This is a genomic window from Pseudomonas sp. GW821-FHT11G12, from assembly GCF_058808055.1.
Genome location: NZ_JBXARH010000011.1, coordinates 156568 through 179558 on the forward strand (window position 1 = coordinate 156568; position 22991 = coordinate 179558).

Below are 22991 nucleotides of genomic sequence, written 5' to 3' on the forward strand. Positions count from 1 at the left end.
AGCGCAGGCCGCGCACACGGCGACTTTCCACGGTAAGATGCGCCGCCATTTTCAGATCAAGGAAGACAACGGCCCGCGCCGTTTGCCACGGATGAAACCACTTTCCCTCTACCACCCGGCCCTCTACTGGCTGCGCGTGTGGCAAAAAAGACTGTTCCGCCACATCGCCTGGCACTGTTCGAGTAAACGCTACGCACGACCTGCCGCGACGTCCGAGCGCTTGCCGTATCGCTACCTCAAACACACCTCCAAACTGATTCGCAAACTCGGCGACTCCGACCTTGCGCTGCAACACAACAAAGTCATCAACCTCAAACTCGCCGTCGCCGCCATCGACGGCGTCACCATCGCCCCTGGCGAATATTTCTCCTTCTGCCGCCTCGTCGGCCGCCCGACCCGCCAACGCGGCTACGTCGAAGGCATGGAACTGTCCTTCGGCCAGGCCCGCACCGGCATCGGCGGCGGCATCTGCCAACTCAGCAACCTCATCCACTGGATGGCCATTCACTCACCCCTGGTCGTCATCGAACGCGCCAACCACAGCTTCGACCCCTTCCCGGACGACGGCCGCGTCCTGCCGTTCGGCTCCGGCGCGGCGATCTTCTACAACTACATCGATCTGGTGCTGCACAACCCGACGGATCGGAGCTTTCAGCTGAAGTTGAAGGTGGGGGAGACGCAACTGGAAGGGGAGTTGTTGTGTGATCGGGAACGGGCGTATCGGTATCACGTGTTTGAGTTGGGGCATCGGTTTGTGCGGGAGGGGGAGCGGGTGTTTCGGGAGAATGAGATTTGGCGGGAGGTGAGGGAGAAGGGGCAGGTGGGGGCTTTGGTGGAGAGGGAGCGGTTGTATGGGAATCGGGTGGTGGTTAAGTATGAGGTTGGGGAAGGCGCTTTTGAGGTGACGTAAATCTATTGGCTGGTTGTTGTTTTTTTCAATTTTATCGATTCACAAGGACGTTTCAATGAACCGCTGTTTCAAGACTTTCATCCCGGTCGGTGTGGTGCTTTTTACTCTGTTCAGCACAGGCAACACATGGGCACAGGAACCGCGAGCGCTGTACGACGCGATGAAGGGTGGGGTCTGTTCGCCTAACTCGGAGCGCTTGCACGAAGACGCGGTAAAGGGTGATCTGCAAGCACAACTGGAATTTGGCAAAGCCATTCAGCAGAACCTTTGCGGGGTGGTAGAGCAATTCTCGCCCGGCATGCCTGAAGAGTGGTTTCGCAAACCTGCAGAACAGGGAAATGCCGAGGCACAAGCCGAACTCGCCCACGAACTGAGTTCGGACTGGAGTGTAGAAGGTGAAGACGCCGGGGTTTACTGGAGTCTGAAAGCTGCGGAGCAGGGCAATGCGAAAGCGCAATTCCATCTGGCGCAGATTTATCATCGTGGTGGCCGCTCGATAAAAAATCTCAAGGATATGGACAAGGCTATGGCCTACTACAACCAGTCCGCCGAGGGCGGTTATCCCGATGCCTACATGCTATTGGCGATGATCTACCAAGAAGGGGATGGGGTCCCACAGGATGACGTAGCGGCAGCCAAATGGCTCCGTAAGTTCGCCGAGACGGGGAATGCTTCTGGGCAGTTTGATTTTGCAGAAATCCTGGCTGCCGGGCGAGGTGTTGAAAAAGATGAAGTCAGTGCCTTCGATTGGTTTAGCAAGTCGGCTGCCCAAGGAAATAAGTACGCCCAATATGAGATGGCGCAGATGCTCGAACAGGGCCGTGGAACGAAGCGCAATGAACGGGAAGCGGCCAATTTCTATCGCAAGGCGGCTGATGCCAAATATGGCAAAGCTCAATTGGCGTTGGGGAACATGTACGCGCAGGGCAGAGGTGGGTTGAGCAAGAGCAAAACCAAGGCGAAATTCTGGATGCTCAAGGCGATTGAAAGCTCGGCACCTGGGGCTCAGGAAGCGTTAAACAAGCTTTGACGTGGCTAGCAACAAGGGGCGATTGAAGTCGCCCCTTGTTGTACATCAGACTTCCTGTTTCCAGGCTGAAAGGGTGATCACAGTTCCCTCTTCTTTTCGATTGTTGATCTCGATTTTGTAGGTCCCGCCACCGATATACCCCTCAACAAGTGCTTTTCTCTCGGTGCCGCTGATCTCGGAGTCTTTGGCTTGTTGCTTGTAAAATTCCAACACGCTTGCGTACTCGGTGTAGGTCTGCAGAATGACCTCGAACTCATGTCGTGGCCGGCCGGCTATTTGATCCCAGTCGCCATCCATAGGGGCGCCTACCATGCCGGGCGTTATGAATTTTCCGTGTGCTCCAGCACCGATCAAATGAGCTTGTTCTGGAAGCAAGGGAAGCATGAATTCGGGAAAATCTGACGGAAGCTGTGAGGCGCTCCACGCCGCCTTTTTCGGATCTGTGGAAACGTATTCCACGGTCGCAATTTTCTGCACATTAGCGCGTGTTTCAGGATCGTCGCTCTCGGCAAGGATGGCTTGCATGGGCGGCAACTGCTTACTCCAGGTAACAAGAGGCGCAGCATCATCTTTTTTCGCGCCTTTCGACTGGAAGATAGTCAGCACAGTGTCCGTTAGGTCATTACAGCTCAACGACTCTTCTCGGGACTTTACAGTGCAGTGTCCGTTTACCAACCCGACCGCAACCAGTTGACCTTTTTCATCCAGCAACAAGGCAGCCCGTTCGACACCGTTATTACGGTCATTCATGGCTGTAATCATCTTTTTCCCAGCGGGAACACCCTCTTCAAAAGACGAAATTTCTGAATCTAGGGATTCAAGGACCTGCTGCACGATCATGGTGTTGTCGTTTGTGTAGCTACCGGTCGCATAGCCAAAAAAATTAACCAGCGAAGTTCGGATCGCGGGATCCTGATTGAGTTTCGGGGGAGTGGGTGCTGCGGGATCATTTGTCAGCAACAACGCAACGGTGCCGTCGGGACGTTTTTCTGAGCGTAGTGACAGGGCGGTTGCGTTCAGGGAAAGAGTCAAGGCGAGGATGAGGGTTAGGGAGCGCGTTAGGTGTGGCAAGAGACAGTCCTTTGTGTTGGTTGTAAATCAGATTGTGAGGTTGGTTTTATGAGGGGGGTTAATGAAACGAAAAATAAATCTGTCGCCTTTGGTTATATGTTCCCTTTGATTATAGGTCTGTTTGGTGAACTCAGTTGCGAAAGTAGAGTTCGTCGATCTGCCGTCGTCGAATCGACAAATATTCTTCCCAGACTGTCGGAAAGTCTTCGTCGCGGGTGAAGGGGAAGGTCAGGTAGATGTGTTTCCCGCTAACGCTCAAATACTGCCTGGTCCGTTTGAATGCGGGCTGCTCGTGAACTGATACAGTCTCATCATAACCATCGTGGCGCTGCTGGATACTGATCCGGTGCGGAGCAATCATTCCTCGTGAAAAGTCGATGACCCAACTACTGTCCACGGCAGTGGTGAGGTAACCGTAGACGCCATTGTCAGATAAGCGAATACACGATCTTGCGTGTACGCCCTCGTCATCGTTTACAAGTACAACTTGGTCGTTGAAATAATTGATGCGATTTTGATTTGGGCCTGTTAGCAGAAGACCCCAACCCTCTGCTCCCATATGGAACTCACCTGTATTGTTAAATTCTGCAATCCAGTCATTCGGTAGGGTGATTTTATGGCAGTTCATGTTGAGTTTTTAGTAAGTTTAGTGGTCGGGCGGGTAGTGAGTGGATGTGTTGTTCAAAGCTATGGAAACTGATTCCTGGAGATCTGTTTTAGTGATAATACGGACGGATTTATTCTCTTGAACGAAAACAAATCTATCCTTTTGATTTTTTTTGGGTCTGTGGATTTGTTAAAGTTTTTCAATGTCTATAGCGCAGCCATTGTTTTTTAATCTTTGAAGCTCTTGCTCAAAGGAATACTTCGATGAGGTTTCGTTTTTTTTGTCGTATTCTTTTCTTAGTAGTCTAAATAGGGTGCTGACATTGTTTTTTGCTTTTTTGTCAAGGCTTTCAATTAGGTCGTATTTCTCGTCTGAAAGAAAGCTTATTCTGTTTTTTAGGATGTAGTATGCGGCTATATTTGAGAGCAGGCCCGTTGCATCCTCGTAATTCTCGCTTAGATACTTTGCGTAGTCTTCAAATATTTTTGTCAAAAGGCTCTGAGGCGTTTTTTGATTTTTTAAAACACTGCACATTTCCTGCCAATTGCTGACATAGAGGTGGTCACCCCAATCGGAACCTCTAGCGAAATAAATCCCTTCACCTTTGAAAAACTCGGAAATTTCATGCTGATCCAAGGCGGTTTCAAATGTGGTTTTCATTGAAGCTTTTCCCAATCTTCGAAGTTTTTCAGCAGCGTTCCAATATATCTGTTGTGGGTGATGCTTTCTGAGCCGATCAGGACTAAAAAGTGACTGAAAAGGGGATGCCCATTCGCTTAGTCCCCTTTGGCTTATAGATCCCAGCACCCCAAAAAAATCAGAGGTTATCTATGTTGGCTGGACCTCCGTCGTTGATGAGCTTGCTCATCCGGCGATTATAAAGCTCCAACTCTTGAGGATTGTTGTTAGTCGTGACTGTTTTTCTAAGAAAGCTCATAACAAGAGAGATTTTCTGTTTGTAACTATCAGTACTGTCTCGCACAAGATCAAATCCATCTTTTGACAAGAAAGGATGCTTGTTTCTTAGATAGTAATAACAACCGATGTTTTCAAGTAGGTCGTTGGCATCATTTTTTGTAGGCTCAATGGAGTTTAAGAACTCGCTGAAAGCATCCCTCAATATTTCCGTCGAGTTGTTAAGGGGGGTCAAATAGCCGCAAAGTCCCTGCCAATTTATGATGTGCAGCTGAGTTCCCCAATCCGGATCTGGTGTAAAGTACTGGCCATTTCCTCTGAAATAATCAGGGAATTCATTTTTTTTAGAAGCTATTTCAAAGTTGCTTGTCATTGGAGTTGTTCCCAGTCGTCGAATTGGCTTAGAAGTTTATTCATGTCAGCGCCGTGATTGATTTTCTCAGAGCCAATGAGGGCTGCTTCTTTTGTACCACTCTTCGTCTCGCCCCCAGGAACCCACTCTTTAGGATAAGCACCTGCTTCATTGCCGTTCGGTATCTCGTACTTGAATCGTGGATCGTCAGGTTTTATTTTTACTAAGTAAATTTTAGCTGACGATAGATCGTTTGAACCAAGATTTAGTTCTCGATTTAGAACTTCCCAGTCACCACCACTCGCTTTGTATTTTGCAACCACACTATCCATTTCGGAGGGCAGACCTACAAATTTTCTAGGGGGAAAGGTCGGATACGAGGAACGCTCAATCCACTGGTCAATAACAACAAATGAACCACCTTGTTGCCTGAGTGCTTCCTCGTGAAGGTTTACATATTGCTCCGGCAAATATTCACGTGCGCTTCCAGGTCGATTGCCTCGCTCTAAATTGATAACGTCATCATACTCAGATTGACTCATCGGGATTCGATCAGGTTTTGTTGCATTTGCTGTGTTGCTTGGTGGCTTGCAATCAGCACCAGGGCAGTTGTCTAACCCCAGCGGATCCACCCACCCCGTAGGGTTCGGTACGTACTGGTAGTTATTCAACCCACCCGCAAGCTTGATCGGATCCGGCGTCAGATACCGCGCTGTGTTCGGATTATAGTAGCGGTGCCGGTTGTAATGTAACCCCGTCTCAGTGTCGAAATACTGGCCCTGAAAGCGCAGCGGGTTGTCGATTTCGCTGACATCTAGTGCCGTAAGGTTGCCATAGGCACGGTATTTAGCCGACCACATGATCTCGCCGCTGTAGTCGGTGAGTTCCTGCGGTGTGCCGAGGTGGTCGAGTTGATAGTAGAACGGCGTGGCCTTTAGTGGACCCTCGCCGTCGAATGAAAAGGGGACAGATTTATTTTCTTTAATTACACTTTTAGTTCTTTTAGTTTCAACGAAAAATAAATCTGTCCCCTTTGGTTGCTTTATTTATTTATGGCTTGGTACTTTTTAAGGCAGTTTAGTAATGTTTTCATAAAGTTGCGTTTGTTGGATGGTGGGGCAGGGAAGTATGTTGTCATGTCTGAAAAGATTCGATTGAAGCTTTCGTTTTTTTCTAGATAGAATGTAAGTGAGTCTATATACCATTGCTGTTCGCTTGCTATTCGGCTTGTGAAGTCTGGCATGATAAAAGCGTCGAAAAGCTTAGTAAGCTCTAATTCGTTGTTTATGTCTGTACTTGCTATCTGTTCTTCTGCTTCAACATTTTGATTGCTATCCACGTCAAAGGCGAAAAGTAGAGACGGCAAAATATCCAGGGTTGGTTGTAGTTTCATTGTTCGTACTTCGGGTAAGAGGTTTTTGGTAGGCCGTTTGTGTCAAGGATTGTAACGGCTTTTGTTTGCTGTTTGTATTTTGTTCCACCTTTTTTATAGCCCTCGCCAATTATTCCACCCATGCTCATAGGGCGTTCGGCTAATGCTTTATTTCCCGTGTTCTTAAAAATTCGCATTGCGCGTGTAATTGCTGCTAATTGAGCTTTGTGACTTGTGTAGCGAGTTGAGTTAGGCTTGACTATCTTCCCGCTTTGATAGGTTTCCACAATTCCGGTAGTAGGGTTTTTCCCCGTTGTCGCCCTTTCCAATTGCGAGTTGGTGGTAGTTTGCGCACCATGTTTTTCGAGGAAATGATAGTTAGGCGAAAGACTTTCCATGGCTACTAGTTCTTTGTATGCCATTGCTTCCGTCAGCTCATGAATTCGAGCTTGTCGTTCCGCACGTGACATTTGTGGTGGGTTAGGTTCCCCACTGTTAACGACAGCCTTTTTCGTTGGATCACTGCCATTCTCTGATGGGGTCCCTCCGTTGCTATCGGGACATCCATTCAACCCCAATGGATCCACCCACCCCGTAGGGTTAGGCACGTACTGGTAGTTATTCAACCCACCCGCAAGCTTGATCGGATCCGGTGTCAGAAACCGCCCTGTTCCCGGATTGTAGTAGCGGTGCCGGTTGTAATGTAACCCTGTCTCCGCATCGAAATACTGACCCTGGAATCGCAACGGGTTATCGATTTCACTGACGTCCAGCGCAACGAGGTTGCCGTACGCGCGGTACTTCGCGGACCACATGATCTCGCCACTGTAGTCAGTGAGTTCCTGCGGTGTGCCCAGATGATCGAGCTGGTAGTAGAACGGCGTTGCCTTGCGCGGGCCTTCGCCATCAAGCATCGCCAGTGGACGGAAGCTGCCGGGTTCGTAGATGTAGGTTCGATAACGGTTTTCACCGCTTTCGGCGATCAGGCGTTCGCCTTGCCACAAGAATTCGGTGGTATGGCCGTCGATGGTTTTTTCGATGCGGCGACCGAATGCGTCGTACTTGTAGGACGCGGTGTTGCCATCCGGCAGGCTCGCGCCGATCAGTCGATGCTGACAGTCGTAGCGGTATTCAGTGACGAGTTTCTGTCCGGTGCCACGGCGTTCGCGGATCAGGTTGCCATAAGCGTCGTAGTCGTAGTGGCGGTCGCCCTGCATCAGCAGACGGTTGCCTTTGACGTTGGCGAGGTTGGCTGTGCCTTCGTTGTTCTGGCCTAACAGGTTGCCGGCCGGGTCGTGGGCGAAGGTTTCCGGTGTCGCGCCACGTACGCTGGTCAAGCGATCCAGCGGGTCGTAGTGGAAGCTGCGGTTGCCCTTGCGGCTGTCGTCGATGCCGGCGAGGTTGCCGTTGGCGTCGTAGTTATAGCGACGCTGGAACAGGTTTTTTTCACGCTGGCTGACGCTGTGCGCTTGCAGGCGACCTTGTTCGTCGTACTGGTATTGGCTGAGCAACAGGCCTTGCTGGCGCTGCTGTTCGCGACCGGCGCTGAACTGGTGGCTGGTCAGGCGTGAGCCGTTGAGGTCGATGCTGCTCAGACGTCCGCCGGACAAATGGCGGTAGTCGAGTGTGCTGCCGTCGGGGAGGCGGCAGTGACTCAGTTGTCCGACGCTGTCGTATTCGTAGCGCGTGGTGCCCCAGCCCTGATGCTCGGTGATCAGACGATCCTGCACGTCATATTCGTACGCGAGCGGCCAGTGGCCGTCGTCGACATTCACCAGACGACCCAGAGCGTCGTAGCTGTAATGGATCTCTTCGCCATCGGCGAGGGTTTTCACCAAAAGTCGCCCGGCAGCATCACGCTGATACTCGGTCATCAGTTCGCTGCCGTCGTCGCCGAATTCGGTTTTTTTCAGCAACTGGCCGTTGAGGTCGTATTCGTAGGCGGTACGGCGGCCGTCGAAACCAGTTTCTTGCTGGATCAGGCCGTTCGAGTAGTAGTCGAGTTTGTAATGCTCGCCGCGTTCGTTTTCGATTTCAGTGAGCAGCAGGCCCGAGTTGTCGTAGCGATAGCGCAACTGGCTGCCGTCGGGGTTGATGCGTCGGCTGACCAGATGCAGGTTGTCAGCATATTCGTAGCGGGTGATGCGGCCGAGTTCGTCGCGTTCGGCGGTGACACGCCCATACGGGTTGTAGGTGAAGGTACGGGTCGCGCCACCGGGGAGGGTGACTTGGTTCAGGCGATCTACGGCGTCCCACTGATATTGGGTAATGGCACCGAATTCGTCTTGACGGGTGATTTGCCGGCCAAGCGCATCGTATCGGTACTTGCATTGGCCGCCATCTGGTAAGCGTTCTTCCAGCAACTGTCCGAGGTTGTTCCAGCCCAGTTGATGACGGCTGCCATCGGAGTGGCGAATCTCTACCAGTCGGCCCTGTCTGTCGTAGCTGTAGTGGGTTTCGTTGCCATTGGGATCGGTTTGTTGGGTGATGTCGCCCTGACGATTGCGCTCGTATTTCCAGCGGGCTTTGCCCCGCTGAACGTCAATGAGCTGGCCGTTGAAATAGTTATAACGGGTCGGAACTCCCTCGGGCGGTATCACCGCAATCAAGCGTCCTGCGTCGCTGTACTGATATTCGGTGATCGCGCCCATCGGGTCTTTTACTGCGATCAGACGACCTTGATCATCATAAGAGTTTTGCGTTTCGCCGCCGTCGGGTGCGGTCTCACTGATAAGGCGCGCATTCTCATCATGCACATAGACTTGATTGCTGCCGTCCGAGTTGTAAGCGGTGACTGAGCCTTTGTCATCCCATTCGTAGCGCGCTTCCAATTGCGAGTAGTTAGCCCAGTGACGAACGCAGCGGGAGAGTTTGCCTTCTCGCTCCCATTCCCAGAAGAAACTGGCACCACCGGCAAGTTGCCGCTCCACAATGACGTGTTGCTCGTTGTAGCGGTAGTGCTCGGCTTCACCCTCAGCATTGATCGCCGACACGAGTTGATTTCGAGCGTTGTAGCGGTAGGTGACCATCGTCTGGATGGTCAGCCATGGATCTTGGCGCTCACCGCGATCGTTATATTCAGCACGTTGTTGCTGTTGGTCGACTGCCACAATGTGGCGATCGTCGTAGCGAAGCAACAGGGAACGTCCGGCACCGTTGTCGATACGCTGAATGCGATCAACAAAGTCATAACTCAGGTGCAGGCGGTTTTCATAGGCGTCACTGATGGTTGTCAGTCGTCCGGCACGGAAATGGTAAAAGCGTGTTTTGGGTCCGGACTGGGTCAGAACGAGTTCACCGGGTGCGTCGCCCAGGAAGATTGCTGCTTGCGCAAGGCTATTCGTAATAGCCGGTCGTTGTTCCGTCGGCATAGGGAACCGAGTCCGACGATTCTCGTTATCTATCCACAAAACACCTTCGTCGTCGAGTTGCAAACGATGTGAAAGCGAGTGGCTCCAGCCATGACCGAGACGGCTGTCTATTTCAACCGCACTGCTGCGATACAGACGGGTCCATTCCAAAGCCAGCGAACCAATAAGTTCACCGTCGGTTAGGGTAAGTAATTCCTCACCGGTTACCATCGAAATTGGGTCATCTTTAACGCACGTTTCGCTGGAGCACTTGGAGGGTTGATCAGCCGGGTTTTTCGACTGATCTGGAGCGTTGTCGACCTTTTCTACTTGCTCTGCTCGAGAGTCAGGTTCATTTTTTCTACGGGCCTGAACCTGCGCATCGGATTCAACTTTTCCACCGCTGACAGGATGTTTCTGCTGAGGTGCTTTCGCGGTTTCAGCAGGTTTGGGGCTGGCAATCTGAACATCGGCCTTACGCGCCGGGTTGAACGCCGCATCACCATTAAGCAGCAAAGGCTTTGACGCCTCGGTATGCGGTGTCGCCTTGGATTTGCTGACTTTCATCAGCATGCCCGTGAAATCTTCAATCAGCTTCACGACTTTGCCGCTGGCTTGCACGCCTTTGATGGCTTTCGTGCCGACACGCACCGCCAGACCGAGACCGCCAGTCAGGACGACGCCGACCAGAATGTTCAGCAGGAACTCCGTGCTCATCTGAGCCAGAACTTCGGTGCAGGTTTGCGGCGGCAGCATTTTCACCCAGGCCACGATGGCAGCGACGTAGATCCACATCAGTGGTTCGTCGCTGGCAATCAGCAGGGCAGTGTGAATGGCCTCTGCGGAGGCGTCATAAATCTTCTTGATCTGTTCTTCGGTGAAGAAGTTTTTCAGTTTCTCGTAGTTCTCACGAGGGTGCGCAACCAGGTCATAGAGGCTTTTGATATCGCCCCACAAACCCATGATCGCTTTCAGAAAACCTTCCCACGCCGCTTCCAGTTCTTGCAGGGCACGCCCGCCCAGCGAGGCATCGGTGTGCGCTTGCCAGAGCGGCAGGAAACTGGTGCTCCACTCCGTCTGTAACCAGCCTCCAAGTTCGCCGATTACCCCCTGATAGGAGTTGAACAGACTATCGATCTGGGCAGGCGTAGGGTTGGGGAAGAAGGTGATCTTGTATTGTTGGTTCGGTGTAAGGCCCGAGACTTCGAGGATGCCGGTCGCATCGATGGTTTTGTTGATCGCTGGCCCCACTTCGTTTTTACCAACGAAGCGACCATCGACCACAGGCGTCAGACGTACCGGCGTATTGCCGATCGGCACAAAGCGAGCGGATTCGAAACTGTGTACGAGCACGAGCTTGCCGTTGGCCGGGCAGTTGGCATAAAGGGTATTTTCCTTTTTGCTGTCCTTATCCGCCGTGCCGACTTCGTCACCGACCTTGAACTGCTGCTCTGCGTCCAGAATACCGCCGTACCAGGCTTCGGCATGCTCGCGATAATCCTTCAGACACTTCTTGAAGTCGCTGATGATGGCCTGAGCGTCAGGTTGTTTTGCGTTGAGGCTGCCAACAATCCCGCCCATCAAAATGCTCATACAGCCACCTCACTTTCCAGATGGGCCTTCAGCAGGCCGGTAAAATTTTCTTCCGTGAGTGGCGTGCGTTTTACGAAGCGCGCCACTTTCTTTTGCAGGTTTGATTCCGGGAACGAAAAGTACAGGTCGGCATGTTCGTCCAGCAGCCACTGCATCATGTTGCCGATCACGGTCGACGGGTTTTCGGCCATCAAACTGTCCAGCAGATCTTTCGGCACCTCCCACCACGGCCAATCCCTCGCCTTCGGCACCACCCTCGGTCCGACTTCCAGGCTGCGGCCATTGACCAGATACCGCTCAAACACCGGCAGCACCTCCCCAGCGCTCTCACCCAGCCCTTCAAGAATCGGATACATATGCCGCCCATCCCAGAACCGGAAAAACACCTCGGTCCCGTCCGGCATTTTCACTTGGGTCAGGCTGCGCAGGTGTTCGAAGACTTCGTTGGGTTCCGAGCGGGAGACCGCCAGCCAGCCCCAGTCGAGGGCGTCGGTTTCGTTGATCCAGGGCAGGAAAGCCGAGTTGGCCTTGAGTTCGGCGACGTAGGGCATCACCGGTTGCCAGGTGGAGTAGGGCGTTCCACCCCAGACGGGAATGGCCTGGACGGACGGTTCGCTCTGATACAAGGCTTTGAGCGCTTCGGCATCGCTGGCGGCGCTGACGATCAGGTACAGGCGTTCGTTCGCCTTGAGCGGGTGCGCGGAGAGCCAGGCCTGGGGAGTGATTTTTTCAGATGCCACAACAACCGTCCTTGATGGGTGAGCCTATTGGCTCATGTCCGCTTCAATGTTTTCTTCGTAACCCGAAAGCTCGTGCAGAACGCTTTCGTTTCCCGAGTATTTTTCTTTCAACTGCTTGAGCTGCTGATCTGTTCCCTTGCAGTACTTGTTTGCATTGCTGACGAGCTGATTGATGTTGTCAGGGTCGGCCGGGTCATACTCGGGAATATCACCGCGAAGCGAGTCACAGTTGTTTCTCTTGATTACGTAGCTGGAGACGTCGTCGGGTACGGCGCTGCGACGCTCAGCTGCGGAGGCGGTCTGCGGTTGAGTCAGCAAGACACCCGATAAACAGCATGACAAAACGCGCAGATTGACTCGGCCTCTGAGCGCTATGAGATTTGTTCGCGTATGGCGCCCGCAAGTCAGATCGCGCATGCCCCTGCCTTACACTTCTCACACTCTTCACAAAACGGCGCATTACGCTTGAGGGTGTTGATCTGCGCCGGTGTCAGCACGGCACCCGCCTTATCGGCATCGGCCTGTTTCAGTACGCCCGGCATCAACGGCGCCGCACCGGTGCCGCTCCCCGGCCCACCGCCGGAGTTGATGTTGATCGCCGGCCCGCTCATGGTTACGCCGCCGCCATCGATCTTGATGAAGCTGCCACCCCCGACCAACGTCAGTTCAGCGCCAGCCTCCAGCACCACCTTCATCCCGCTGCTCAGGTGAATTTCCTGGCCGGCGTCGATGAATTGTCCGGTGCCGATCTTGATGTGCTGGTTCACGCCCACGGTCAGGTGGTCGTTGGCTCGTGTTTCGACTTTGCGGTCTTCGTAAACCGTGTGGTGTTCTTCAGCCTTGAACTCGCTGTAGCTGTTCTTTTCCACGACGTCGTGGCGTTCGTTGCCGACGCGGATTTTCTGGTCGTGTTCGATGTTTTCGTCCCAGTCGCGCTGGGCGTGGAGGAAGATCTGTTCCTGGCCTTTCTTGTCTTCGATGCGCAGTTCGTTGAAGCCACCGCCGCCCATCGAGCTCAGGGTCTTGAAAGTGGTGCGCGTCTTGTTCGCCGGCAGGGCGTACGGGACGGTGTTTTCCTTGTGGTACAGGCAGCCGCTGATCAGCGGTTGGTCGGGGTCGCCTTCGAGGAAGGTGACCAGCACTTCCATGCCGATGCGCGGAATGGCGATGCCCCCGTACTGGGCGCCGGCCCAGGCGCTGGAGACGCGCAACCAGCAGCTGGTCTTGTCGTCGGCGAGGCCGTCGCGGTCCCAGTGGAACTGGACTTTGACGCGGCCGTATTCGTCGCAGTGGATTTCCTGGCCTTTGGGGCCGGTGACCACGGCGCTCTGGCTGCCGAGGATGCGCGGTTTCGGGTGGCGCAGGGGCGGCCGGTTCGGCACGTCCCACGGGGTGGCCTGGAAGCGGTTGCGGTAGCCCTGATGGAAATCGTCTTTCAGCGCGGTGGTGTCGCTGGTCACCGATTCTTCCAGCACTTGCGGCTGCTTGCCTTCGTGCAGGACTTCGGTGAGCAGCCACAGGTCGTTCCACTTGGCCTTCGGGTGTTCTTTCAGCGCGAGGAAATGGCCGCTGACCAGCAGCGGCTGGTCGCTCTTGCCTTCGGCGAGCTGGAAGTCGCTGCGATGGCGTTCGAGGGCGCGTTTGGCCAGGTGTTTGCCACGCTCGCGGTCGACGAAACGGCCGGGGTAGTCATAATCCTCGAGGTCGGGCAGGGCGTCGCCACGGTTTTCGCTTTCGAGGGTGATGCGCGGTTTTTCGAAGTCGTAATCGCGGCGGGTGGTGCGGCTTGTACGGGTTTCCAGGCGCAGGTCGAAGCGCTTGATCACCGGGTCGCTGGCGACCATGCCGGAGTCCTGCTGATAGGCCACCGGCGCCAGTTTGTGGAACACCGTCTGGTCGTCGCCGAACACCAGTTTGTGCGCCGTGGCGCTGTGCTGGAAGTGGTAGTGAATGCCTTCTTCTTCGCACAGGCGCTGGATGAAATGCAGGTCCGATTCGTCGTACTGCACGCAGTAGATGCGCTCGGGGTAGATCGAACCGGTCTGGAATTCATAGGCGTTGCCCTGGATGCCATGTTCTTCGAGGACCTTGCCGATGATTTTCGGCACGCTGAGGTTCTGGAAGATCCGCTGGTTGATCCGGTGCGCCAGGTACGCCAGTTGCGGGCGCAGGGTCACGGAGTAGCGCGTCAGGCGCTTGCCGGAATCGCCTTGCGCGGCGCGGTAGATCAGGCCGTGGATGCCGCTGCCGTCGGGCGACAGCTGCAGAAAGGCCGGTTTGTGCAGCAGGGTTTCGAGGTCCAGCGACGGCTGCTCACTGACCAGCTCCACCTCGAACACAAAAGGTTGGCTGATGGCTTCCCGACCGGTGAGGGTAAACACCTGAAAGTCGTTGGAAAGACCTTCGATGGTCAGGGCAAAGTGAGTTTCATTGGCCGGCGCGAACATCCCTTGTTCCTCGTGCTGTACAGCGGCGTTCGTCGATGACCGCCAGGCGGATCAACGCACGCGAAATTCTGGAGGGCGTAAACAACATCGACCAGCAGAGCTGGCCGATGCTTGAAACGATCAGCCGTAATTAAACGACTGGAGCACGCCAGTCATCGGAACCCGAAGTACCGGATACTTCGTGGGTCCAGGTGATTTTGCGGTAGGTGAACTGCACTTCTTCCAGGTGGGTGAAGTGCGCGTTGCCTGGATCCTGGCAGTTGTGCATTTTGTTGTTGATGGCGACGATGATCGCGTCTTCCAGTTTGGTGGTGTAGTAGTGCTCTTGGGTGCCTTGCGCCGAAGTGCGGTACCACTGGATAACGATTTCGCTCATGCGCTCGCCGGAGGTCAGAGCGGCTTGCAGCAGAGGCGAAGCCTTGTCGTAGACCTTGGTGATCACAACTGGCTTGTGAACGCGCTGACCGGTTGGCTGACCGGATTGCGGGTCACGCGGGATGATCACGTCGTGGGTGAAAGCCTGAACCATAACCTGGTCTTCGTGGCCTTCCTGGTAGGTGTTGCCAACGGAGTCGGCGGTGAAGGCGCCGGCAGTGATCAGGCCTTGTTTTTCGCCGGTAACCGACATGTACGCTGGTGTTGCCATGGGATGCTCTCCTTGCGGATAAAGTTAGGGTGCCCGGGAGGCGAAATCGCCCGGTGGGTGCCAAAGCTATATCAAGGACCGTGCCAGCTTTACCAAAGTCTCCGTGATACGGGGGCGAAACTGCTGTTAAGTGCATGTTTCAAGATGTTTCATGCCAAATTAAGGCCAAAAGTGCGCAACTTCTTGCGCAGTACTGCGCAAGAAGTTGCGCACTCGGCTACAGGCGACGGTACTCGGGGGCTGTAGCGATATCGGGCGGCGATTTTGCGAATCAAGTGCGCAAGAAGTTGCGCACCATGGCACATGGCTATTGTGTCGCCAGGTCATCTAAAACCGAAATGGCCAATCCATCGCCCCTTTTTGCCATTGCGTCACTGGCACGCCGCCCTCCGATTGCTTGAAAGTCCCTATCCAGAGCCCACCCCGTTTAACACCGGAAGGCTTGAGCGCGGCAAACCGTCTTATAAATGAAACACCGCCCTCAGCTATACTCCCCCGCAATTTCGATCTGGCCCCGAGGACTGACTGTGAAGAACTGGACGTTGCGCCAACGCATTTTGGCGAGCTTTGCGGTGATTATCGCCATCATGTTGCTGATGGTGGTCGTCTCGTATTCTCGGCTGTTGAAGATCGAAGCCAGTGAAAACAGCGTCCGTGACGACGCGATTCCCGGCGTCTATTACAGCTCGATGATCCGCGGCGCGTGGGTCGACAGCTATCTGCAGACCCAGGAGTTGCTGGGGCTGAAAGAAGGGCAGGGCGTCAGCAGTGAAGACGCGGCGGACTACCAGTCCTTCGAGAAACGTCTCCAGGAGCAGATGGCCAACTACCGCAACACCGTGACCACCGACGAGGACCGGATCGAGTTCGCCGCGTTTGAAAAGGATCACGACAACTACATGAAGATCCAGGACGCCGTGCTGGATCTGCACAAGCGCAATCTGGAAGCCGATGCGGTCAAGCTGTTCAACGAGAAGCTGACCCCGGCCTGGGTTGGCGGCCGGATGAAACTCAACGACATCATCGGCGAGAACAAGAAAGTCGCCGACCAGGCCATGGCCAACATCGACGACGCGGTGGCGGCAGCCAAGGTCAGCATGTTTGTCTCGCTGCTGGTGGCCGTGCTGGCTGCCGGTTTCTGCGGTCTGTTGCTGATGCGCGCGATCATGGCGCCGATGAACCGCATCGTGCAGATCCTCGAAGTCATGCGTACTGGCGACCTGAGCAGCCGCTTGAACCTTGAGCGCAAGGATGAGTTCGGCGCCGTGGAAACCGGCTTCAACGACATGATGACCGAGCTCACCTCGCTGGTGTCCCAGGCCCAGCGCTCGTCGGTGCAGGTCACCACGTCGGTGACAGAGATCGCCGCCACCTCCAAGCAACAACAGGCGACCGCCACCGAAACCGCTGCCACCACGACCGAAATCGGCGCGACGTCTCGCGAGATCGCGGCGACCTCCCGTGACCTCGTGCGCACCATGACCGAAGTGTCCACCGCCGCCGATCAGGCCTCGGTACTCGCCGGTTCCGGCCAACAAGGCCTGGCGCGCATGGAAGACACCATGCACTCGGTGATGGGCGCTGCGGACTTGGTGAACGCCAAACTGGCGATCCTCAACGAGAAGGCCGGCAACATCAATCAGGTAGTTGTCACCATCGTCAAGGTCGCCGACCAGACCAACCTGTTGTCCCTGAACGCCGCGATCGAAGCGGAGAAGGCCGGTGAGTACGGTCGCGGTTTCGCCGTGGTCGCCACCGAAGTGCGGCGTCTGGCGGATCAGACGGCTGTCGCTACTTATGACATCGAACAGATGGTTCGCGAGATCCAGTCGGCGGTGTCGGCCGGGGTGATGGGCATGGACAAGTTCTCCGAGGAAGTGCGTCGCGGCATGTCCGAGGTCCAGCAAGTGGGCGAGCAGCTCTCGCAGATCATCCATCAGGTGCAGGCGCTGGCGCCGCGGGTGTTGATGGTCAACGAAGGCATGCAGGCCCAGGCCACCGGCGCCGAGCAGATCAACCATGCGCTGGTGCAACTGGGTGATGCCAGCAGCCAGACCGTCGAGTCGTTGCGTCAGGCCAGTTTCGCCATCGACGAACTGAGTCAGGTGGCCGTGGGCCTGCGCAGCGGCGTTTCGCGATTCAAAGTCTGATGAGCGAAATCACCGCCAAACGCAGCGCTGCACCGGTGGCGAAGCAGGCGTTGTTCCTGCTGTTTCGCATCGGCAGCGAACGCTACGCCCTGCGTGCCACGGAAGTGGCCGAAGTGCTACCGCGCCTGCCGTTGAAGCCGATTGCCCGGGCGCCGCACTGGGTGGCGGGGGTGTTTGCCTATCGCGGTTCGGTGGTGCCGGTGATCGATCTCAGCGCCCTGACGTTCGGTCACCCAGCCGAGGCGCGCACCAGCACACGGCTGGTGCTGGTGCATTACCGCGCGGATGATTCGCAACCCTCGCAATGGCTCGGGCTGATCCTCGAGCAGGCCACCGACACCCTGCGTTGCAACCCGGATGATTTCCAGCCGTACGGCCTCGACAATCGTCAGGCGCCGTACCTGGGCCCGGTGCGCGAAGACGCTCGCGGGCTGGTGCAATGGGTTCGGGTCAATGACCTGCTGGACGAAACGGTGCGCCCGCTGTTGTTCCCGACGCCGCCGCTGGATCCGGCGCGGCTTGAGGAGCAGCCATGAGCAGCGACCAGCGCTTCTTCGATTTCCTCAAGGAACGCATCGGTCTCGACGTTGCTTCGGTAGGCCCGGCGATCATCGAGCGGGCGGTGCGCCAGCGCATCATCCTGTCGCAGATGGTCACGGCCGATGAGTACTGGCAAGCGCTGCAAGGCTCAAGGGACGAACAGCAAGCGCTGATCGAGGCGGTGATCGTCCCCGAGACCTGGTTTTTCCGTTACCCGGAATCCTTCGCCACCCTGGGCAAACTGGCGCGCAAGCGCCTGGCCGAGCTGAACAACATGCGTGCGCTGCGCATTCTCAGCCTGCCGTGCTCCACCGGTGAAGAACCTTATTCGATTGCCATGGCGTTGCTCGATGCGGGCCTCAAGCCCCATCAGTTCAAGGTCGATGGCATGGATGTCAGCCCCTTGTCGGTGGACAAGGCGCAACGGGCGCTGTACGGCAAGAACTCGTTTCGCGGCCAGGAACTGGCGTTCCGCGAACGGCATTTCATGCCGGAGGACGAAGGCTATCGCCTGAATGAATACGTGCGCGAACAGGTGCGTTTGCAGGTCGGCAATGTGCTGGATCCGACGCTGTTGGCCAGCGAGCCACCGTTCGATTTCGTGTTCTGTCGCAACCTGCTGATCTATTTCGATCAACCGACCCAGCAACAGGTGTTCGCCGTACTCAAGCGCCTGACCCATGTGGATGGCGTACTGTTTATCGGCCCGGCTGAGGGCAGCCTGCTCGGACGGCTGGGCATGCGCTCGATCGGGATTCCGCAGTCTTTCGCGTTCAGTCGCCACAGCGACCCGCAACCCGAACCATTGCCAATGCCGGTCGCCATCCCGACACCGTTGCCCGTGCGCCAGCCGGTGCGCAGCGCGCCTCCGCCGCCCGTGCGCAACCGGCCGTTTGCCGCGGTGACACCGTTGCCCGCCACCGTCAAAAGCCCGAATCCCGACGCCACGACCCTGCTGGCCAACATCGCTGCCCTGGCCAACGAAGGCAAAAGCGCCGAAGCCCGCGCTGCGTGCGAACAGTATTTGCGCAGCCATGAGCCGGTGGCCCAGGTGTTTTACTGGCTTGGCCTGCTCAGCGATGTTGCCGGCAGTGCTCTCGAAGCCCAGGGTTTTTACCGCAAGGCTTTGTACCTCGAGCCGCAACACGCCGAAGCCTTGATGCACCTGGCCGGGTTGCTGCAGGCCCAGGGCGACACGGCCGGTGCCAGACGATTGCAGGAGCGCGCCGCCCGCAGCGGCCGCACCGCCGACAGTGAGCGTAAATGATGATCCCGTCCGACACCTTGAACGTCACCCACGAAGACGCCCGGGCCATCGACGATTGCTGGAATCGCATCGGCATCCACGGCGACAAGTCCTGCCCGCTGCTGGAAGAACACATTCACTGCCGCAATTGCTCGGTGTATTCCGCCGCCGCCACGCGCCTGCTCGACCGCTATGCGCTGCAGCAGGACGAACGCGATCCGGTGGCGATCCAGGTTGAGACCGAGCTGAAAACCCGTTCGCTGCTGATGTTCCGCCTCGGCGAAGAATGGCTCGGCCTGGCCACCCGCAGTCTGGTGGAGGTCGCGCCGTTGCAGGCGATTCACTCTCTGCCGCATCAGCGCTCCCGGGCCTTGCTCGGCGTGGCGAACGTGCGCGGTGCGCTGGTGGCGTGCCTGTCGTTGGTCGAACTGCTCGACCTCGACAGCAACGCCGCCCCAGCGACGGGCGCACGGATCATGCCGCGCATGCTGATCATCGCGGCCCAGGGCGGGCCGGTGGTGGTGCCGGTGGACGAAGTCGACGGGATTCACGCCATCGACAAGCGAATCCTCGATGCCGCATCGCGTTCCGGGGCGCAGGCCAGTGCGAAATACACCCGAGGCGTGCTGCCTTTCAAAGGTCGCAGCCTGCGTTGGCTGGATGAAGAACAGCTGCTGTCCGCCGTGACCCGGAGCCTCACATGACCCCCGAGCAAATGCGCGACGCCTCCCTGCTGGAGCTGTTCAGCCTCGAAGCCGAGGCCCAGACCCTGGTGCTCAGCGCCGGGCTGCTGGCGCTGGAACGCAATCCGACCCAGGCCGATCAGCTCGAGTCGTGCATGCGGGCGGCGCATTCGTTGAAAGGTGCGGCGCGGATTGTCGGCATCGACAGCGGCGTCAGCGTCGCCCACGTGATGGAAGACTGTCTGGTCAGTGCGCAGGAAGGGCGGCTGTTCCTGCGCCCGGAACATATCGACGCGCTGTTGCAGGGCACTGACTTGCTGATGCGCATTGCCACGCCAGCCAACGGCCCGCAACCGGCGGACATCGAGGCTTACGTGGCGTTGATGGGCAGTTTGCTCGATCCGGTTGCGCCGGCAGTGGTACCCGTCGCTCCGAGCGCGCCGCCGATGGCCGAGTTGCAGCTTCAGCCACCCCCAGTAGTTGAGCCGACGCCGGTTGAAATCCCCGTCGAAACTGCCGAGCCAGAACCCGCACCGCGCAAGAGCAAACGCACCACCGAAGGCGGCGAACGGGTGCTGCGGGTCACCGCCGAACGCCTGAACAGCCTGCTCGATCTGTCGAGCAAATCCCTGGTGGAAACCCAGCGTCTGAAGCCGCACCTGGCCACGATGCAACGCCTTAAGCGCATGCAGAACAATGGTCTGCGGGCGCTGGAAAGTCTTAACGTTCACCTCAAGGAACATGCCCTGAGCCTTGAGGCCCAGGAAGCGCTGGAAGATGCGCGGCGTTTGCTTGCCGAATCCCAACAGTTGCTGGCAGAGAAAAACGCCGAACTCGACGAGTTTGCCTGGCAGGCGAGTCAGCGCGCGCAAGTGCTCTACGACACCGCGCTGGCCTGCCGCATGCGTCCGTTCGCCGATGTGCTGTCGGGTCAGGTGCGGATGGTACGGGACCTCGGTCGCAGCCTCGGCAAGCAGGTTCGGCTGGAGATCGAAGGCGAGAAAACCCAGGTCGACCGCGATGTGTTGGAAAAGCTCGAAGCACCGTTGACGCACCTGCTGCGCAACGCGGTCGATCACGGCATTGAAACGCCGGAAGAGCGCCTGCTCAAAGGCAAGTCCGAAGAAGGGCTGATCCGCCTGCGCGCCTCACACCAGGCCGGGCTGCTGGTGCTGGAACTGAGCGATGATGGCAACGGCGTGGACCTGGAAAAGGTCCGCCGCAGTATCGTCGAACGCCAGTTGTCGCCCGCCGAAACCGCCGCCCAGTTGAGCGAAGAAGAACTGCTGACCTTCCTGTTCCTGCCGGGCTTCAGCCTGCGCGACAAGGTCACCGAAGTGTCCGGCCGTGGCGTCGGCCTCGATGCCGTTCAGCACATGGTCCGCCAGTTGCGCGGCGCGGTGGTGCTGGAGCAGACGGCAGGCGAGGGCAGCCGCTTCCATCTCGAAGTGCCGCTGACCCTGTCGGTGGTGCGCAGTCTGGTGGTGGAGGTCGGCGATGAGGCCTACGCCTTCCCGCTGGCCCACATCGAGCGCATGTGCGACCTGGCACCGGACGACATCGTGCAGGTCGAAGGCCGCCAGCATTTCTGGCACGAGGGCCGCCATGTCGGGCTCGTCGCGGCCAGTCAGTTATTGCAGCGTCCGGCCAGCCAGAACAGCGGCGATACCCTGAAAGTCGTGGTGATCCGCGAGCGCGACGCGATCTATGGTGTAGCGGTCGAGCGTTTCATCGGCGAGCGCACGCTGGTGGTGCTGCCGCTGGACGAGCGACTGGGCAAGGTGCAGGACATTTCCGCCGGCGCTCTGCTCGACGATGGCTCGGTGGTGCTGATCGTCGATGTCGAAGACATGCTGCGTTCGGTGGACAAACTACTCAACACCGGGCGTCTGGAGCGCATTGCCCGCCACGGCCATCAGGCCGCAGAAGCGGCGCGCAAGCGGATTCTGGTGGTCGACGATTCGCTGACCGTGCGCGAATTGCAACGCAAACTGCTGCTCAATCGCGGCTATGACGTGGCCGTTGCGGTGGACGGCATGGACGGCTGGAACGCCCTGCGCTCCGAGGACTTTGACCTGTTGATCACCGACATCGACATGCCGCGCATGGACGGCATCGAATTGGTCTCGCTGTTGCGCCGCGACAACCGTCTGCAATCGCTGCCGGTGATGGTGGTGTCCTACAAGGATCGCGAGGAAGACCGGCGCCGTGGACTGGACGCCGGAGCCGACTATTATTTAGCCAAGGCCAGTTTTCATGACGACGCCCTGCTCGACGCGGTGGTTGAGCTCATCGGAGGAGCGCGGGCATGAAAATCGCAATCGTCAACGACATGCCTTTGGCGGTGGAGGCCCTGCGCCGGGCGCTGGCCTTCGAGCCGGCGCATCAGGTGGTGTGGGTCGCCAGCAATGGCGCCGAAGCGGTGCGCCTGTGCGCGGAAAACACCCCGGACCTGATCCTGATGGATCTGATCATGCCGGTGATGGATGGCGTCGAGGCCACCCGGCGCATCATGGCCGAGAGCCCGTGCGCGATTGTCATCGTTACCGTTGACCGCCAGCAGAACGTGCACCGGGTGTTTGAAGCCATGGGCCACGGCGCGCTGGATGTGGTCGACACCCCGGCCCTTGGCGCCGGCAACGCCCAGCAGGCGGCCGCGCCGCTGTTGCGCAAGATTCTGAATATCGGCTGGCTGATCGGCGAGAAAACCGCTCGCGCCCGCCCGGCCCAGACGACACCGCGCAGTTCCGGGTCGTGCCAGCGGCTGGTGGCGATCGGTTCGTCAGCCGGTGGACCGGCGGCGCTGGAGGTTTTGCTCAAAGGCCTGCCGCGCAACTTTTCCGCGGCCATCGTGCTGGTGCAGCATGTCGATCAGGTGTTCGCCGCCGGCATGGCCGAATGGCTGGCCAGCGCCAGCGGCCTGGACGTGCGCCTGGCCCGGGAAGGCGAGCCGCCGCAGGCCGGCGCGGTGTTGCTGGCCGGCACCAATCATCACATCCGATTACTCAAGAACGGCACGCTGGCCTACACCGCCGAGCCGGTCAACGAAATCTACCGCCCCTCGATCGACGTGTTTTTCGAAAGCGTCGCCAACTACTGGAACGGTGACGCAGTAGGGGTTTTATTGACCGGGATGGGACGCGACGGGGCGCAAGGGCTTAAGCTCATGCGCCAACAGGGTTACCTGACCATCGCGCAGGATCAGCAAAGCAGTGCGGTGTACGGCATGCCCAAGGCCGCCGCGGCCATTGATGCAGCCGTAGAAATCCGTCCACTGGAAAAGATAGCGCCACGATTGCTGGAGATTTTCCCCAAATGAACACGTCCATCCGCAATCCT

Annotated in this window: 18 protein-coding genes and 1 pseudogene; 8 read left to right on the forward strand and 11 right to left on the reverse strand. The window is 57.1% G+C overall.

What is annotated here, in order from left to right; genetic code table 11:
- Positions 1 to 91 precede the first annotated feature (91 nt).
- Positions 92 to 910: a VanW family protein gene (locus AC1RR7_RS26925; protein WP_493158794.1), complete on the forward strand. Its 819-nt coding sequence runs from the start codon at positions 92 to 94 to the stop codon at positions 908 to 910.
- A 55-nt stretch (positions 911 to 965) separates the two neighbouring features.
- Positions 966 to 1940 (forward strand): tetratricopeptide repeat protein, encoded by a 975-nt coding sequence (locus AC1RR7_RS26930; protein WP_102622795.1) that lies wholly within the window; start codon positions 966 to 968, stop codon positions 1938 to 1940.
- 45 nt (positions 1941 to 1985) lie between these two features.
- On the opposite strand, the gene AC1RR7_RS26935 is transcribed toward AC1RR7_RS26930, so the two are convergent.
- From AC1RR7_RS26935 to AC1RR7_RS26985, 11 genes and pseudogenes are all read right to left on the reverse strand, one after another.
- Positions 1986 to 3011, reverse strand: coding sequence for a hypothetical protein (locus AC1RR7_RS26935; protein WP_273535257.1), 1026 nt, complete (start codon positions 3009 to 3011; stop codon positions 1986 to 1988).
- A 130-nt stretch (positions 3012 to 3141) separates the two neighbouring features.
- Entirely contained in the window at positions 3142 to 3639 is a 498-nt protein-coding gene (locus tag AC1RR7_RS26940; protein ID WP_493158775.1) for a hypothetical protein, read from the reverse strand.
- Between the two features lie 168 nt (positions 3640 to 3807).
- Positions 3808 to 4278, reverse strand: a complete 471-nt coding sequence (locus AC1RR7_RS26945) for a hypothetical protein (protein WP_493158776.1) — start codon at positions 4276 to 4278, stop codon at positions 3808 to 3810.
- 157 nt (positions 4279 to 4435) lie between these two features.
- Positions 4436 to 4906, reverse strand: coding sequence for a hypothetical protein (locus tag AC1RR7_RS26950; protein ID WP_493158777.1), 471 nt, complete (start codon positions 4904 to 4906; stop codon positions 4436 to 4438).
- Positions 4903 to 5838, reverse strand: a pseudogene (locus AC1RR7_RS26955) (RHS repeat domain-containing protein); the annotation flags it as partial. The gene AC1RR7_RS26950 and the pseudogene AC1RR7_RS26955, both read right to left, overlap by 4 nt.
- 89 nt (positions 5839 to 5927) lie before the next feature.
- On the reverse strand, positions 5928 to 6278 hold the full coding sequence (locus tag AC1RR7_RS26960; protein ID WP_493158778.1) for a hypothetical protein: 351 nt from the start codon (positions 6276 to 6278) through the stop codon (positions 5928 to 5930).
- Positions 6275 to 11200, reverse strand: coding sequence for an RHS repeat-associated core domain-containing protein (locus AC1RR7_RS26965; RefSeq protein WP_493158779.1), 4926 nt, complete (start codon positions 11198 to 11200; stop codon positions 6275 to 6277). The genes AC1RR7_RS26960 and AC1RR7_RS26965 overlap by 4 nt, the downstream gene beginning before the upstream one ends.
- Positions 11197 to 11940, reverse strand: coding sequence for a DUF4123 domain-containing protein (locus tag AC1RR7_RS26970; protein ID WP_493158780.1), 744 nt, complete (start codon positions 11938 to 11940; stop codon positions 11197 to 11199). The genes AC1RR7_RS26965 and AC1RR7_RS26970 overlap by 4 nt, the downstream gene beginning before the upstream one ends.
- A gap of 24 nt (positions 11941 to 11964) precedes the next feature.
- Complete coding sequence (locus AC1RR7_RS26975; RefSeq protein WP_493158781.1) at positions 11965 to 12357, reverse strand: hypothetical protein; 393 nt, start codon at positions 12355 to 12357, stop codon at positions 11965 to 11967.
- A complete protein-coding gene (locus AC1RR7_RS26980; RefSeq protein WP_493158782.1) occupies positions 12345 to 14387 on the reverse strand; it encodes a type VI secretion system Vgr family protein in 2043 nt (680 codons plus the stop codon). The genes AC1RR7_RS26975 and AC1RR7_RS26980 overlap by 13 nt, the downstream gene beginning before the upstream one ends.
- 130 nt (positions 14388 to 14517) lie before the next feature.
- On the reverse strand, positions 14518 to 15033 hold the full coding sequence (locus AC1RR7_RS26985; RefSeq protein WP_007949952.1) for an Hcp family type VI secretion system effector: 516 nt from the start codon (positions 15031 to 15033) through the stop codon (positions 14518 to 14520).
- 527 nt (positions 15034 to 15560) lie between these two features.
- Here AC1RR7_RS26985 and AC1RR7_RS26990 point away from each other — a divergent pair.
- Genes AC1RR7_RS26990 through AC1RR7_RS27015 form a run of 6 tightly spaced genes read left to right on the forward strand, consistent with a single transcriptional unit; the run spans position 15561 to position 22971 of the window.
- Positions 15561 to 17183 (forward strand): methyl-accepting chemotaxis protein, encoded by a 1623-nt coding sequence (locus AC1RR7_RS26990; RefSeq protein ID WP_096819669.1) that lies wholly within the window; start codon positions 15561 to 15563, stop codon positions 17181 to 17183.
- A complete protein-coding gene (locus AC1RR7_RS26995; RefSeq protein WP_096819668.1) occupies positions 17183 to 17719 on the forward strand; it encodes a chemotaxis protein CheW in 537 nt (178 codons plus the stop codon). Before AC1RR7_RS26990 ends, AC1RR7_RS26995 begins: the two co-directional genes overlap by 1 nt.
- Positions 17716 to 18990 (forward strand): CheR family methyltransferase, encoded by a 1275-nt coding sequence (locus AC1RR7_RS27000; RefSeq protein ID WP_273539127.1) that lies wholly within the window; start codon positions 17716 to 17718, stop codon positions 18988 to 18990. The genes AC1RR7_RS26995 and AC1RR7_RS27000 overlap by 4 nt, the downstream gene beginning before the upstream one ends.
- Positions 18990 to 19673, forward strand: a complete 684-nt coding sequence (locus AC1RR7_RS27005) for a chemotaxis protein CheW (protein ID WP_493158795.1) — start codon at positions 18990 to 18992, stop codon at positions 19671 to 19673. Before AC1RR7_RS27000 ends, AC1RR7_RS27005 begins: the two co-directional genes overlap by 1 nt.
- The gene (locus AC1RR7_RS27010) at positions 19670 to 21964 is read left to right on the forward strand and encodes a hybrid sensor histidine kinase/response regulator (protein WP_493158783.1); all 2295 of its coding nucleotides are present in this window, start codon (positions 19670 to 19672) and stop codon (positions 21962 to 21964) included. The genes AC1RR7_RS27005 and AC1RR7_RS27010 overlap by 4 nt, the downstream gene beginning before the upstream one ends.
- A complete protein-coding gene (locus AC1RR7_RS27015) occupies positions 21961 to 22971 on the forward strand; it encodes a chemotaxis response regulator protein-glutamate methylesterase (RefSeq protein ID WP_096819665.1) in 1011 nt (336 codons plus the stop codon). The genes AC1RR7_RS27010 and AC1RR7_RS27015 overlap by 4 nt, the downstream gene beginning before the upstream one ends.
- Positions 22972 to 22991: the final 20 nt, after the last annotated feature.